At 71.4% G+C, this 13,502-nt stretch carries 16 protein-coding genes; 12 read left to right on the top strand and 4 right to left on the bottom strand.

The features are described 5' to 3' along the window. The first annotated feature begins 30 nt into the window (after nt 1-30). Genes KLI87_RS13405 through KLI87_RS13375 form a run of 7 tightly spaced genes read left to right on the top strand, consistent with a single transcriptional unit; the run spans nt 31 to nt 8,042 of the window. Nucleotides 31-1,440, top strand: a complete 1,410-nt coding sequence (locus KLI87_RS13405; RefSeq protein WP_308165993.1) for a family 2B encapsulin nanocompartment shell protein — start codon at nt 31-33, stop codon at nt 1,438-1,440. Continuing rightward, nucleotides 1,440-3,692 (top strand): hypothetical protein, encoded by a 2,253-nt coding sequence (locus KLI87_RS13400; protein ID WP_214617176.1) that lies wholly within the window; start codon nt 1,440-1,442, stop codon nt 3,690-3,692. The genes KLI87_RS13405 and KLI87_RS13400 overlap by 1 nt, the downstream gene beginning before the upstream one ends. Further along, a complete protein-coding gene (locus KLI87_RS13395) occupies nt 3,689-5,059 on the top strand; it encodes a family 2B encapsulin nanocompartment shell protein (RefSeq protein WP_214617175.1) in 1,371 nt (456 codons plus the stop codon). The genes KLI87_RS13400 and KLI87_RS13395 overlap by 4 nt, the downstream gene beginning before the upstream one ends. A gap of 17 nt (nt 5,060-5,076) precedes the next feature. Next, on the top strand, nt 5,077-6,126 hold the full coding sequence (locus KLI87_RS13390; RefSeq protein WP_214617174.1) for a family 2 encapsulin nanocompartment cargo protein polyprenyl transferase: 1,050 nt from the start codon (nt 5,077-5,079) through the stop codon (nt 6,124-6,126). Nucleotides 6,127-6,147: 21 nt separating this feature from the next. Then, nucleotides 6,148-7,548, top strand: a complete 1,401-nt coding sequence (locus KLI87_RS13385) for a serine/threonine-protein kinase (protein ID WP_214617173.1) — start codon at nt 6,148-6,150, stop codon at nt 7,546-7,548. Next, the gene (locus tag KLI87_RS13380; RefSeq protein WP_214617172.1) at nt 7,545-7,832 is read left to right on the top strand and encodes a hypothetical protein; all 288 of its coding nucleotides are present in this window, start codon (nt 7,545-7,547) and stop codon (nt 7,830-7,832) included. Before KLI87_RS13385 ends, KLI87_RS13380 begins: the two co-directional genes overlap by 4 nt. A gap of 51 nt (nt 7,833-7,883) precedes the next feature. Then, nucleotides 7,884-8,042, top strand: a complete 159-nt coding sequence (locus KLI87_RS13375; RefSeq protein ID WP_214617171.1) for a hypothetical protein — start codon at nt 7,884-7,886, stop codon at nt 8,040-8,042. 11 nt (nt 8,043-8,053) lie between these two features. On the opposite strand, the gene KLI87_RS13370 is transcribed toward KLI87_RS13375, so the two are convergent. Further along, nucleotides 8,054-8,506, bottom strand: coding sequence for a MarR family winged helix-turn-helix transcriptional regulator (locus KLI87_RS13370; RefSeq protein WP_156216084.1), 453 nt, complete (start codon nt 8,504-8,506; stop codon nt 8,054-8,056). A gap of 63 nt (nt 8,507-8,569) precedes the next feature. On the opposite strand from KLI87_RS13370, the gene KLI87_RS13365 reads away from it, so the two are divergent. Together KLI87_RS13365 and KLI87_RS13360 are read left to right on the top strand one after the other, a co-directional pair. Then, on the top strand, nt 8,570-8,938 hold the full coding sequence (locus KLI87_RS13365) for a VOC family protein (RefSeq protein WP_214617170.1): 369 nt from the start codon (nt 8,570-8,572) through the stop codon (nt 8,936-8,938). Between the two features lie 1,151 nt (nt 8,939-10,089). After that, on the top strand, nt 10,090-10,311 hold the full coding sequence (locus KLI87_RS13360; protein ID WP_214617169.1) for a hypothetical protein: 222 nt from the start codon (nt 10,090-10,092) through the stop codon (nt 10,309-10,311). A 356-nt stretch (nt 10,312-10,667) separates the two neighbouring features. Here KLI87_RS13360 and KLI87_RS13355 read toward each other — a convergent pair whose 3' ends face one another. Both KLI87_RS13355 and KLI87_RS13350 read right to left on the bottom strand, forming a co-directional pair. After that, nucleotides 10,668-10,961 (bottom strand): DUF397 domain-containing protein, encoded by a 294-nt coding sequence (locus tag KLI87_RS13355; RefSeq protein WP_214617168.1) that lies wholly within the window; start codon nt 10,959-10,961, stop codon nt 10,668-10,670. Continuing rightward, a complete protein-coding gene (locus KLI87_RS13350; protein WP_214617167.1) occupies nt 10,958-11,860 on the bottom strand; it encodes a helix-turn-helix transcriptional regulator in 903 nt (300 codons plus the stop codon). The genes KLI87_RS13355 and KLI87_RS13350 overlap by 4 nt, the downstream gene beginning before the upstream one ends. 253 nt (nt 11,861-12,113) lie before the next feature. Here KLI87_RS13350 and KLI87_RS13345 point away from each other — a divergent pair, with 253 nt between their 5' ends. The 3 genes from KLI87_RS13345 to KLI87_RS13335 are packed head-to-tail and all read left to right on the top strand — an operon-like array spanning nt 12,114 to nt 13,121. Further along, nucleotides 12,114-12,422, top strand: a complete 309-nt coding sequence (locus KLI87_RS13345; RefSeq protein ID WP_156216089.1) for a hypothetical protein — start codon at nt 12,114-12,116, stop codon at nt 12,420-12,422. Nucleotides 12,423-12,429: 7 nt separating this feature from the next. Further along, entirely contained in the window at nt 12,430-12,798 is a 369-nt protein-coding gene (locus KLI87_RS13340) for a hypothetical protein (RefSeq protein WP_214617166.1), read from the top strand. Beyond that, nucleotides 12,795-13,121 carry a hypothetical protein gene (locus KLI87_RS13335; protein ID WP_156216091.1) on the top strand — a complete coding sequence of 109 codons (327 nt, stop codon included), beginning with the start codon at nt 12,795-12,797 and terminating at the stop codon, nt 13,119-13,121. Before KLI87_RS13340 ends, KLI87_RS13335 begins: the two co-directional genes overlap by 4 nt. Here the strand turns inward: KLI87_RS13335 and KLI87_RS13330 are convergent. Continuing rightward, nucleotides 13,083-13,496 carry a hypothetical protein gene (locus KLI87_RS13330; RefSeq protein ID WP_308165992.1) on the bottom strand — a complete coding sequence of 138 codons (414 nt, stop codon included), beginning with the start codon at nt 13,494-13,496 and terminating at the stop codon, nt 13,083-13,085. The genes KLI87_RS13335 and KLI87_RS13330 overlap by 39 nt on opposite strands. Between the last annotated feature and the right edge of the window lie 6 nt (nt 13,497-13,502).

The following is a 13,502-nucleotide window of genomic DNA, read 5'->3' as shown; positions in this document are numbered from 1 at the left end:
GGCGTACAGCGACGAATCGGTGGTGTGGACGTGACGGAACAGCCCCAGGCCTCGGACCAGCGGTTGAGCCTCGGTACCTCGGCGGCACGGAACCTGGCGACCACGACCAAGTCCGTCCCGCAGATGCAGGGCATCACCTCCCGGTGGCTGCTGAAACTGCTGCCCTGGGTCCAGGCGTCGGGCGGCGCCTACCGGGTCAACCGGCGCCTCACCTACACGCTCGGTGACGGCCGGGTGACCTTCGTGACCACCGGCGCCGACGTCCGGGTGATCCCGCGCGAGCTGGGCGAGCTGCCGCCGCTGCGCGGCTACGACGACGAGCCCGCGCTGGACGCCCTCGCGGGCCGCTTCACCCAGCGCGAGTACGAGCCGGGCGACGTCATCGTCGAGCAGGGGAGCCCCGTCGACCAGGTCGTCCTGGTCGTGCACGGCAAGCTCAGCCGGATCGGCGCGGGCGAGTACGGCACCGAGGCCGTGCACGGCACGCTCGCCGACGGCGACTTCTTCGGCGAGCAGATCCTCGTCCCCGGCGACGAGCCGGACGAGTGGGACTACACCGTCAGGGCCGTCACGTCGGTCACGGTGCTGATACTGAGCCAGGCCGACTTCCAGGAGGCGCTCGACCGGACCGACACGCTCCAGGCGCACCTGGCCGAGTTCCGCTCCGGCCCCGACCGCGCCACCAACCCGCACGGCGAGGCCGCCATCGAGCTGGCCTCCGGACACGACGGCGAGCCCGTCCTGCCCGGCACGTTCGTCGACTACGAGGGCTCCCCGCGCGAGTACGAGCTGAGCGTCGCGCAGACCGTGCTGCGCGTGCACACCCGCGTCGCCGACCTCTACAACGAGCCGATGGACCAGATCGAGCAGCAGCTCCGGCTGACGATCGAGGCGCTGCGCGAGCGGCAGGAGAGCGAGCTGCTCAACAACCGCGACTTCGGGCTGCTGCACAACGCCGACCTGTCGCAGCGCATCCACACCCGCAGCGGCCCGCCCACCCCCGACGACATGGACGAGCTGCTCTCCCTCGTCTGGAAGGACCCGGCGTTCTTCCTCGCGCACCCGAAGGCGATCGCCGCGTTCGGCCGCGAGTGCAGCGCCCGCGGGCTGTATCCCGAGAGCGTCGACGTCGGCGGCAACAAGGTGCCGGCCTGGCGCGGCGTGCCGATCTTCCCGTCCAGCAAGATCCCGGTCAGCAAGACCCGGACCAGCTCGATCCTGCTGATGCGCACCGGCGAGGCGTCCCAGGGCGTGATCGGGCTGCACCAGACCGGGCTGCCCGACGAGTACCAGCCCGGCCTGTCGGTCCGCTTCATGAACATCGACGAGAAGGCCCTGATCTCCTACCTGGTCAGCGCCTACTACTCGGCCGCCGTGCTCGTGCCGGACGCGCTCGGCATGCTGGAGTCCGTCGAGATCGCGCACGGTGGTGCGGCGTAGTGCAGCCGTTCCGGCTCCCCGAGTTCTACATCGCGCATCCGGCCCGGCTGAACCCGCACGTCGACCAGACCCGTGAGCACTCGCTCGCGTGGTCCTACGAGACGGGCATCCTCGGCCCCGACCCGACCGGCCCCGAGGTCTGGGACGAGGCCGACTACGACGCGCACGACTACGCGCTGCTCACCGCCTACACGCACCCGGAGGCGCCCGGTCCCGTCCTGGACCTGGTGAACGACTGGTACGTCTGGGTGTTCTACTTCGACGACCACTTCCTGGAGAGGTACAAGCGGCCGCGCGACATCGAGGGCGCCCGGGAGTACCTCGCGCGGCTCCCCGCCTTCATGCCCGTGGACCTCGGAGCCGGGCCGGGTCCCGAGCCCACGAACCCGGTCGAGCGGGGCCTCGCCGACCTCTGGGAGCGGACCGTTCCGCTCATGTCGCGGGAGTGGCGCGAGCGGTTCGCCGTGAGCACGCACAACCTGCTCCAGGAGTCGCTCTGGGAACTGGAGAACATCACCGACGACCGCGTCCCCAACCCGATCGACTACATCCATATGCGCCGCAAGGTCGGCGGCGCGCCCTGGTCGGCCGACCTGGTGGAGGTCGCGATCGGCTCGGAGGTGCCGCCGGCGGTCGCGGGCACCCGCCCGCTGCGGGTGCTGAAGGACACCTTCGCCGACGCCGTCCACCTGCGCAACGACATCTTCTCCTACCAGCGCGAGACCGAGAGCGAGGGCGAGGTCAACAACGGCGTCCTGGTGATGGAGCGGTTCTTCGGCACCGATCCGCAGCGCGCCGCCGACATCACCGGAGACCTGCTGACCTCGCGCATGCAGCAGTTCGAGAACACCGTGTTCACCGAGCTGCCGCCGCTGTTCGAGGAGTTCGGGCTCGACCCGTCCGAGCGGCTCGACGTGCTGCGGTACGCGCGCGGCCTCCAGGACTGGCAGTCGGGCGGCCACGAGTGGCACCTGCGCTCCAGCCGCTACATGAACGAGGGCGCGGTGACGGGGTCGCCGCTCACCCCGTCCGGGCTTCCCGACCTGGCCCGGCTGCTCGGGGTCGGCACGTCGGCGGTGCGCCTGCGGTCGCTGACCCGCCCGCCGGGGCCCGCCCCGGACACCGCGTTCGAGGTGCCCGAGCTGGCGGCGTCCCATGAGCCGCTGCTCAACCCGCGCCTGCCGGCGCTGCGCACGCACGCCTCCGCGTGGGCGTCGCGGACGGGCCTGGTGGGCGGAGGCCCGCCCGGCGTGTGGACGCCCGAGGCGTTCGCCGCCGCCGACTACCCGCTGTTCGCCGCGCTGACCCATCCCGCCGCGTCCGGCCCCGAACTGGAGCTGGTCAACGACTGGAACCTGTGGGTCTTCGCCTTCGACGACCTCTTCGTCGAGCGGTTCAAGCGGCCCCGCGACCTCCTCGGCGCCAAGGCGTACGTGGGCCGCCTCCGAGAGTTCCTGGCCGGACGCGGCGCGACGCCGTCCGATCCCGTGGAGCGCGCCCTGGCCGACCTGTGGGAGCGCACCGCGACGGCCATGCCCGACGGCGTCCGGGGCGACTTCGCCGCCGGGGTCGGGCAGTTCCTGGAGGGCGCGCTCTGGGAACTGGCCGGGCTCGCCCAGAACCGCGTCCCCGACCCGGTCGACTACATCGAGATGCGCCGCGACACCAGCGGAACCGCGCTGACCACGAGCCTCGTGCGGTACGCGCTCGGCGCGGGCGTCCCGGCGGAGGTGCTGGCGTCCAAGCAGGCGCGGGCCCTGCACGAGGCGTTCGGCGACATAGTCGGCCTCCGCAACGACCTGCTGTCCTACCGCAAGGAGATCGAGGACGAGGGGGAGCTGAACAACGCCGTCGTGGCCGTCCAGCGGTTCCTCGACACCGATTCCGCGCGGGCCGCCGAGATCGTCGCCGACCTGGTCAGGGCGCGCACCCGCCAGTTCGACCGCGTCGCCGAGATCGAGCTGCCCGCCCTCGCCGACGGGCACGGGCTCGACGCGGCCGGGCGCGCCGCACTCACCCGCCATGTCGAGGGGCTGCGCCGCTGGCTGGCCGGCGACCTGCGCTGGTCCACCACGACGGGCCGCTACCGGCGCGCCGAGCCCGCCGTCGAGCCCGCCGCCGCGCCGAACGCCGCACCGGTCGATCCCTCCCGCATCCCCACACCCCGGCTCACGATCGGCCCGACCGGGCTCGGCACCTCCGCCGCCCGGCCGAGGCCGCCCCGAGCGACCACAGGAGGTAGCCGCACATGACCGAACAGCCGCTGAGCCTGAGCACCTCGGCCGCGCGCAACCTCGCGACCACGACCAAGTCCGTCCCGCAGATGCGGGGCATCACCCCCCGGTGGCTGCTGTCGCTGCTGCCCTGGGTCCGCGCCGACGCGGCCGTCTACCGCGTCAACCGCCGGTTCACCTACCAGCTCGGCGACGGCGTCGTGTCGTTCCTCAACGAGGGCGACGACGTGCGGGTCGTCCCGCCCGAGCTGGCCGAGCTGCCGCCGCTGCGCCACCTCGGGGAGCCCGAGCTGCTGGAGGGCATCGCCGGACGGTTCGTCCAGCGCCGCTACGAGCCCGGCGACGCGATCGCCGAGGCGGGCGCCCCGCTCGACCGGGTCGTCCTGATCGCCTACGGCAAGGTCACCCAGACCGCCCCCGGACGCTACGACACCGACGCCCAACTCGACATCCTCGACGGCGGCGACTTCTTCGGCGAGCGGGCGCTGGTCGACGACGCGGCCGTATGGGAGCACACCTTCCGCGCCGTCACGCCCGTCACCGTCCTGGCGCTGTCGCGGGCGGCGATCGGCGAGCTGACCGGCCGCGACGACGCGCTGCGCGCCCACCTGGCGGCCTACCGCGACGCGCCCGTCCCGCCGCGCACCCGGCACGGCGAGGCGGAGATCGAGCTGGCGTCCGGGCACGAGGGCGAGCCGCTCATCCCCGGCACGTTCGTCGACTACGAGGCATCGCCCCGCGAGTACGAGCTGGCCGTGACGCAGACGCTGCTGAACGTCCACACCCGCGTCACCGACCTCTACAACCAGCCGATGGACCAGCTCGAACAGCAGCTCCGCCTGATCATCGAGGAGATCAGGGAGCGGCAGGAGCACGAGCTGCTCAACAACCGCGACTTCGGCCTGCTGCACAACTGCCATCCGCGCCAGCGCGTCCAGACCCGCGGCGGCCCGCCCACCCCCGACGACCTGGACGAGCTGCTCTCCCGGCGCCGCAAGTCCCGGTTCTTCCTCGCGCACCCGAAGACGATCGCGGCGTTCGGCCGCGAGTGCACCCGGCGCGGCGTGTACTTCTCCGGCGTCGAGCGGGACGGGCGCCGCGTCCCGGCGTGGCGCGGCGTGCCGATCTACCCGTCCGACAAGATCCCGGTCACCGCGGCGGGGACCAGCTCGATCCTCGTGGTGCGCACCGGGGAGGACGACCAGGGCGTGATCGGGCTGCACCGCACCGGCATCCCCGACGAGGTGCGGCCGGGCCTGTCGGTGCGCTTCACCGGCATCGACGAGCGGGCGATCGCGACCTACCTGGTCAGCGCCTACTACTCGGCCGCCGTGCTGGTGCCCGACGCGCTCGGTGTGCTGGAGAACGTCGAGATCGCCCGCTGACGAGAGGAGGGACGGACATGGCCGTCGCACGATCAAGCCACTCCATCCGGGACGAGGCCCAGCCGTCCGCCGCGGAGATCCTCGCGTGGAGCCGCGGGCTGCTCGATCCCGCGCTGCGGCTCGCCGTCGACACCATGCCCGACTCGATGCGCGGCATCGTCGCCTTCCACTTCGGCTGGCGGGACGAGCGCGGCCGTCCGGACGCCGGGGCGGGCGGCAAGGCGATCCGCCCGGCGCTGACGCTGCTGTCGGCCGAGGCGGCGGGCGCCGCGGCCGAGTCCGCGCTGCCCGCCGCCGTCGCGGTCGAACTCGCGCACAACTTCTCGCTCCTGCACGACGACGTGATGGACGGCGACCGCACCCGCCGGCACCGTCCCACCGCGTGGAGCGTGTTCGGCGTGAACGCCGCGATCCTCGCCGGGGACGCGCTGCTCGCCGCCGCCTTCGAGGCGCTCGCCGCCGGGCCCGCCCCGGCCGCGGGCGTGCGGGTGCTGAGCCGCGCCGTCCTCGACCTGGTCGAAGGGCAGAGCGCCGACCTGGCGTTCGAGGACCGCGCGGACGTCACGCTGGAGGAGTGCCTGGCGATGGCGGCCCACAAGACCGGCGCGCTGCTCGGCGGCGCCTGCGCGCTCGGCGCCGTGCACGCCGCCGCGTCCCCGGCCGTCACGGCCCGGCTCCGCGCGTTCGGGGAGCGCCTCGGCCTGGCCTTCCAACTCGTGGACGACCTGCTCGGCATCTGGGGCGACCCCGCCGTCACCGGCAAGTCCGTCCATTCCGACCTGCACAGCCGCAAGAAGTCCCTGCCGGTCGTCGCCGCCCTCACCTCCGGCACCCCCGCGGGCGCCGAACTGGCCGCCCTCTACCTGCGCGACGACCCGCTGACCGACACCGCCGCCGCCCGCGCCGCGTCCCTGGTCGAGGACGCGGGCGGCCGCGCCTGGGCGACCACCCGCGCCGGGGAGCTGCTGGCCGAAGCCCTGGCCGAACTCGACGCCGCCGAGGCCGCACCCGCCGCCGACGCCGAACTGCGGACGCTCGCCCACCTCATCACCCACCGCGACCACTGACGCGCCCCTACACTGCTGGGCGTGCCGCCCCTGGAACCCACCGACCCCCGGCGGCTGGGCGTCTACAAGCTCACCGCGCGGCTCGGCGAGGGCGGCCAGGGCGTCGTCTACCTCGGGCACACCGACGGCGGCCCGCAGGTGGCCGTCAAGCTGTTCCACACGCAGCCGCCGGACGACCCGGACGACATGTTCGGCCGCGAGATGGAGGCCGCCAAACAGGTCGCGCGCTTCTGCACCGCCCAGGTGCTGGACTCCGGCACCATCGGGAGCCGCCGCTACATCGTCAGCGAGTACATCGACGGGCCCCCGCTCAGCCGGATCGTCGCCGAACAGGGCCCGCGCACGGGCAGCGCCCTCGACCGCCTGGCCATCGCGACCGCCACCGCGCTGGTCGCCCTGCACGACGCGGGCGTCGTCCACCGCGACTTCAAGCCGCAGAACGTCCTGATCGGCGCGGACGGCCCACGCGTCATCGACTTCGGCATCTCCCGCGCCCTCACCGGCGCCCAGACGATGGTGAGCCGCGCGGTGGGCACCCCGGCGTACATGGCGCCGGAACAACTCCAGCCGGGCGAACTGGGCCCGGCGGCGGACGTTTTCGCGTGGGCGTCGACAATGGTGTTCGCCGCGACCGGCCGTCCCCCGTTCGGCAACGAGTCGATCCCGATCGTCTTCAACCGGATAGCCCACGAGCCCCCACACCTGGGCACCATCGAGGAGCCTCTCCGAAGCCTCCTCACCTCCTGCTTCGCGAAGAACCCCGCGGACCGCCCCTCCGCACACGAACTCCTGGACCGCCTGGTCCGCCCCGCGGGCAGCACGTCACCGCCACCCGTCCCCATGGCGCCGTCCTCCGCCCCCGTGTCGCCGGACGCGACGACGACCCCCCACGGCCCCGCCCCGAGCAAACGCAAGAAGCCCCTGGTCGCCGCCGGAATCGCGGCGGCGATAGCGACGGCCGCGATCGTCCTCGTGGTGGCTCGCCTGGCAGGAGGCGACTCCCCGGACGACACCGCCAGGGTGGTTCCACAAAGCCCGAGCGGCGCAGCGGCGGCGGCCCGCCCGTCCGCCACACCGACGAAGCGAACCGCGAGACCTGCACCGAGCGCGACACCGCGAACGCCGCGCCCGTCCTCCTCACCTTCTCCGTCGGAATCACCGGCTCGCAGACCCAAACTCACACGTGCGGAGTTGGGCCCCGGCCACTTCAGTGCGTACTGCGTGAAACTAGGCTGGGAATGGGTTGAATATCGCGAGACGCCAACCCCCGGCGCGTACTGCATAAAGCGCAAGGGCGCCACCATGCGCCTGACAGGACCCCAACTGGACGCAGGCTGCCGCTGGCGCTTCACCGACTCCCGCGCCCGGCACTACTTCAAGGGCAAGTCCAACTACTGCTACACAACAAAACCCACCCAATGAGGATCCCCCACTACGGCCCCGGCGGAACCATCCCTCCGCCACGCCTGGTCGCGGCCTGGTTCAAGGCCCACGTCCTGAATGCGGAACAGGTACCGCTCTGGGCGGCGCACTGGATCGCCGACGGCATGGACGGCGAAACGCTCCGAATGCTGGCCGGACTGGACGGAACCGACAGCCGCGAGGTCTACGACATCCTCCCCGCCGCCCTCGACGACGCCCAGGCCCCCATGCCGGACGACCCCAACGCCGCCATGCGGATCTACGACGACCTCGCCGTCCTCTAACTCGCAGCCAAGATCGACACCGGCCGCCTGCTCACCGAGGTCGAAGCACTCGTGGTCGGCTCCGAACGGGACGACTACCTAGAGCCGCCCCTCGGCTCCCTCTACACACTCCGCGACGAGTGGGACGGCGGATGGGGACGCCCCAAGAAGGAACTGGTCACTTTGGTCCACCAAGCCTGCCTGAAACAGACCAACTGCGCCCTCGGCTAGCCCGTCCGGACCTACGTCGTGCCGTCGCGCAGGGAGTGGATCATGCCCTTCAGGAGACGGAACGCGTCCGCCTGCTCGGCCTCGGTCATGCCCGCCAGCATCCTGACCTCGACGGACCGGACCGCCGCGGTCGCCTTCTCCAGGCTCCGCCGGCCGCGGGGGGTGAGCCTCGCGGGAAGCGCCTTTCCGACGGGCGCCTCCGCGGGTCTGGTCACGTAGCCGTCCTGTTCCAGGGTCTGGAGCAGCACGTTCATGGTCTGCCGGGTCACGAACGCGCCCCGCGCCAGCTCGGAGTTCGACAGGCCCGGCCGTTGGGCCAGCAGTTCGAGGCAGGAGTAGTGCGTCACGCTCATCCCGAGCGGCCGCAGCACCTCCTCCATGGCCGCGCGGAGGGCGCTCGACGCCTCTTTCAGCAGGTAGCCCAGTGACGTCCGCAGGTCGACGCCGCCGTCGGTTTGACTCATGTCAGTATTCTGACATAGCGTCGTTCGTGTCAGGAAACTGACACGAACCGAAGGAGTATCGCCATGCCCGCCACCGGCCCCGACTTCATCTCGCTCCAGGCGCGCGACCTCGACGCGTCGCAGGCGTTCTACGAGCGCTACCTCGGCCTCGTCCGCTCGCAGGCCGGGCCTCCGCACGCCGTCGTCTTCGAGACGAAGCCGATCGCGTTCGCGCTCCGCGCCGTCGTCCCCGGCACCGATCTCGGGTCCGCCGCCTGGCCCGGCGTCGGCGCCGCGATCTGGCTGCACGCCACAGACGTCCAAGCCATTCACGACGCCCTGGTCGCCGACGGCCACACGATCGTCTCCGCACCGATCGACGGCCCCTTCGGCCGGACGTTCACCTTCGCCGACCCCGACGGCTACCGGATCACCCTCCACGACCGCCCCTGACCAACCGTCACTCGCTCCCGAGTCGGCGGCCTGGAACGGCGTGTAGAACCAGTCGACGGCAGGCCGGCCTGTGTAGTTCGGCCCGGCGTGCGCAACCGGGCGGTCAACCGGCGTCCAGCGGGTGCGCCGACCGCGCGGCGGATCGAGCGAACGTCGAGATCGGCGAGGAAGATCCCAGCGCCGGTGGAGCCAGGACGCGGCGCGCCCCAAGGCGCCGATCTTGTCGCCCACGGGCGCAACGACGGCGGGAGCCGCCCCCCGCGACGAAGTGGTCCACGAGGTCGAGCCAGATGATCTCAACCCGCTCGGCGCTCCGGCCCGGACCGCACGTGCGCGCCGCCGGGCGGTCAAATCCGCAACTTGGGCGATATCAGCCCGAATCCTCCTATTTATACCCCTGAAGGTGTATCGGGTGAATTGTCGCTAAAGACAGCGGTCAGAGGCGGATTGGGGGCTGGAAGGAAAAATGCTCGGTCTTGGGGATAGGGGAAGTTGTCGTGCCTGAGCCTTTTCGATCGATTTGCTCGTGCTCTCTCATACTCGACGTGACAGGTCGGTCTCCCCGTCCGCCGCAGGATCGTTGAAGCGAAGGCGTCAGGGCCGGGGCGGCCTGGGGATCGATTCGTTTGCGAGCAAGGAACGAAAGGCGAGCGGCTCAGGAGAGTGGAATGAGACGAAAATATGCAACCCTGCTACGGAGTGCTGCCCTACCGGCGCTGGCCTCGGCGCTGGTGATGGGGGCCGCATCGCCGGGGGAGGCGGCGACCGGCGGCGGTAACGGCGACAAAACGGGCCACTGCCAGGAAAAATGCCCACAGGGGAAGCCGGGGCCTCCCGGACCGGCAGGACCTCCGGGCCCGGCGGGGCCCCAGGGGGTGGCAGGGCCGGCAGGACCGGCGGGCCCGGCGGGGGCGGCGGGCCCGGCGGGGCCCCAGGGGGCGGCTGGGCCGGCGGGGGCCACAGGTCCTGAGGGGCCGGCGGGACCGGCAGGGGCGGCAGGACCGGCGGGGGCTGAGGGACCTGCGGGACCGGCAGGGGCGGCAGGTCCTGAGGGACCGGCGGGACCGGCGGGACCGGCGGGACCGGCGGGGCCAGCGGGGCCAGCGGGGCCGACCCGGCCGACCCAGATCGTCCAGGAGACCCACACACTGGTGGCCGGGCTCAACACGGGAACGGCGACCTGCCCGTCGGGAACCGTCATCACGGGCGGCGGACTGGTGACGCCTTTGGGAGGCAACAACCTCACCGTCCAGCAGTATGAGTCCTTCCCGTCCGCCAGGGACACGTGGACGGTGTCCTTCAACAACCCGGCGAGCACCAGCGGCTCCTACACGGTCTATGCCGTATGCATCCCCGTGACCCAAACGGGCTGACGGCGCCTGGAGCACGGCGGCGGCCGGGCCGGAGCGACGAGCCGATCGCAACCCGCGCTGGTCGTGCCGCCGAGGAGGCCGCATGCGGGGCGGGGTCGGCTGCGGACGATCATCCCCGCCCCGGCCGCCCGTGCGCGACCCGCCGAGTGATGCAGTGATCGATCGTCCATGCGCGAGGGCGCACCCGAAGAGGTGGTGCTCGGAGTCGCTCGCGGGTAGGCGATGCCGACGGGATCAACGCTCTCAAGGGGCGCGACATGGATGACCTTGCGCTTCGCTTCGGCGCGGGAAAAGGGACCTGAGGGCAGGGCGGCGGCCCCGGCGGGATCAGCCGCCGGGGCCACCGCGCCGCTCGCTCAGAGGTCCAGGTCGCCTGACTTCACGCGGGCGAGCAGCCCGGCGAACACGGTGGGGGCGAGGGTGAGGTGGCCACCCTCGGGGTTCTTGCTGTCTCGGACGCCGATGGCGGCCGATGTCTGCGTCACCTCCACACAATCCTGTTCGGCGTTGCTGTGCCTGCTCTTGCGCCAGGTGGCGGCAGTGTCTTCGGTTCCGATGATGGCCGGTGCCTGGGCGACCTCCACGCACTCCTGTTCGGCGTTGCTGCGGCTGCTCTTGCGCCAGGTGGCGGCGGTGAAGTCGGCTCTCATGGTCCGTTCATCTCCCTTGCGATCTGCCGGAACATCGTTGTGCTCTGCTCCTCGTGCAGGGCGTCGTCCCAGATCTCCGCGAACGCTTCCGCGTAGCGGTGAATCTCGTGGGGTTTGTCCAGGTAGAGCGCCCCGGTGAAGCCCTGCACGTAAACGACGGGTGGTTCGTGGCTGCGTCCGTCGCCCCTGACCGGGAACCGCATGAGGATGAACGGTCCGGTGTTGAGCCCCTGGTGCTCGCCCGTCGTGTAGGGGAGGACGCGGAGGGACACGTTGGGGAGCGCGCTCACCTCGACCAGCCGGTCGACCTGGGCCGCCATGACCGAGGGGCCGCCGACAGGGCGGCGGACGACGGCTTCGTTCAGGACGAGTCGGAGGGTGGGCGGATCCAGGCTGCGGGTGACCAGGATCTGTCGCTGGACGCGCAGCTGCACGCGGCGCTCGATCTCTTCCGCCTGGAGGTCGGGCCTGCTCTTCCTGAGCAGGGCGCGGTGGTAGTCCTTCGTCTGGAGCAGGCCGGGGATCAGCTCGGGCGAGTACTGCTCCTGCGTCGCCGCCGCTTCCTCCAGACCGATGTACAGATCGAAGCCGCCCGGAATGACGTCGCCGTAGGCGTGCCACCAGCCCTTCCCCTTGGTCTCCTTGGCGAGACCCATCAGAGCCTCTTTCAGGCCGTCGGGTGCCCCGTACACGCGGCACATGGTCTCGACGTCGTGAGACCTCAGCGACGTCTGCCCGGTCTCGATCCGCCACATCTTCGCCTCGGACCACTCCAGGGCCATCGCGGCGGCCTGCACCGTTAGGCGCGCTTTTGTCCGAAGCTCGCGGAGATACCGACCGAGCTGTCTCCGGGGCACGGTCGAACCCGTAGAGGCTTCCTGCACCTGCACCACCTCCATCTCGGGGGCAGCCTTTCACTCGAAATGAAAGCATCTGCCCGCGCGATTTGCAATGGGCCTCTGACCTGCGGAAATTCGTAGGTGAGATTCCGCGTGACCCCTTGCTCGTCTCGCTTTCATGGTGCTCTACTCGGATTCGGCACGGAGGCGATTTCGAACTTTCCACGATCGAATGGAAAGTCGGCAGACCGGGCTCGCGAGTCCGTTTCGCCGTTAAATGTGGACCTTGTCCCAACACGCAAAGGACACACGCATGGGCAACGACACCCCAAGAAGCGCTCCGCCGCCGGACGGGAGGGCGGTCGCGTGGCTTCGGGACGTGGTCAGGGCGCTGGAGGTGGTCGGCGGGTTCAAGCTGTCGCTGCACCGGCCGTACGGCGAAGCGGGGCCGTTTCTCGACGTCGTGGGTGACGAAGGCCCTCGGCTCGCCGAGGTCATCCGCGTCCGGCGGGAAGGGGCGGGGCTTCGGGGCGTCTGGTCGTGGGGCGAGGACATCGAGGGGGACGGGGACCCGCAGGTCGCGGCCAAGGCGATCGGCAAGGTCGTCCGCCCGAGGATGTGACCGCGCCGTGGGGACGCACGCGAAGGTGCCGGGAACCCGTCAGGCCGCGTCGCCTCCGCGTGACGTGGAGAGGGAGCGCGGCCCGGTGACCTTCATTCCGCAGCGCGAACGGCTCAGCTATCTGTTCCATCTGGCGCAGCTGTTCGAGCGGTTGCACGGGTTGATGGCCGTCTTCGCCGTCATTGACGGGTTCGTGGTCCTCCGCGTCATTCCGGTGCGACAGCCCCGGGGGGCAAGGACGGTCGGGTGTGTTTATAAGCAGGGCCAGTGGTGGTTCTACGACGTTCGGGCGGATCAGATCATCCGTCCCGCGAACGAGTTGGCCGCGACGGCGCGGGAGATCGGAACACAAATGGAAACGGTGGTGGCGGCGTGATCGGGCAGGAAGCCGAGGAGTATCCCGTCAAGAAATACGGGTTGGTCGCTCAGGCCAGCGGCATCGACGCGGACGCATGGATGACGCCCCGTTTCGCGGCGATGCTGGTCGGGGTGAATCCCACCCGGCTCAACCGGTGGGCCGCCGTCGGCCTGCTGTCGTACCAGCAGCGGAGGCCCGGCGCCCACCGCCGCTACCTCCGGGAGGAACTGCTGGTGGTGTCCGGCCTGGGCGTCGACGGGGACCCTCCGACGATCTACGCCCTCCGCCGACACGTGCGCAGGTCAGGGCGAAGGGGAGGTGGCGGAGAGGTCGGCCGGTAGGCGGAGGGAGGCCGCGGTGTCGGAGCCGGTGGGGGCGCTGTAGATCATCATGGTCGGGTCGGGGCCGTCGGGGGCGCGCATGGCGACGTGGTCGAGCGCGAGTTCACCGAGTCGCCGGTGGGCGAAGCGCTTGCGGCCGCGGGTCTTGCCGTGCACGCCGTGGTCGGCTCGCAGGCGGCGGAAGTCGGCGCTGTGCTGGGACAACTCGCCGACCAAGGCCGCCGGTCGCGTGTAGTGGTCGACGCTGACCCCGGCGGGCAGCGCCGATTCCTCCCGGCGCAGGCCGGGCACCCGCCGCCGGCCCCCGAATCTGTCGGGACGCAGGCGGGCGCGCCGGGTCTTGAGGAACTCGCTGAGCTGCCGTGCACGATCCACGGTCCC

The organism is Actinomadura sp. NEAU-AAG7 (assembly GCF_018603865.1).
Taxonomy (GTDB): Bacteria; Actinomycetota; Actinomycetes; order Streptosporangiales; family Streptosporangiaceae; genus Spirillospora; species Spirillospora litoris.
Note: the sequence above shows the minus strand (reverse complement) of the source record. Positions and strands in the feature narration are given on the sequence as shown.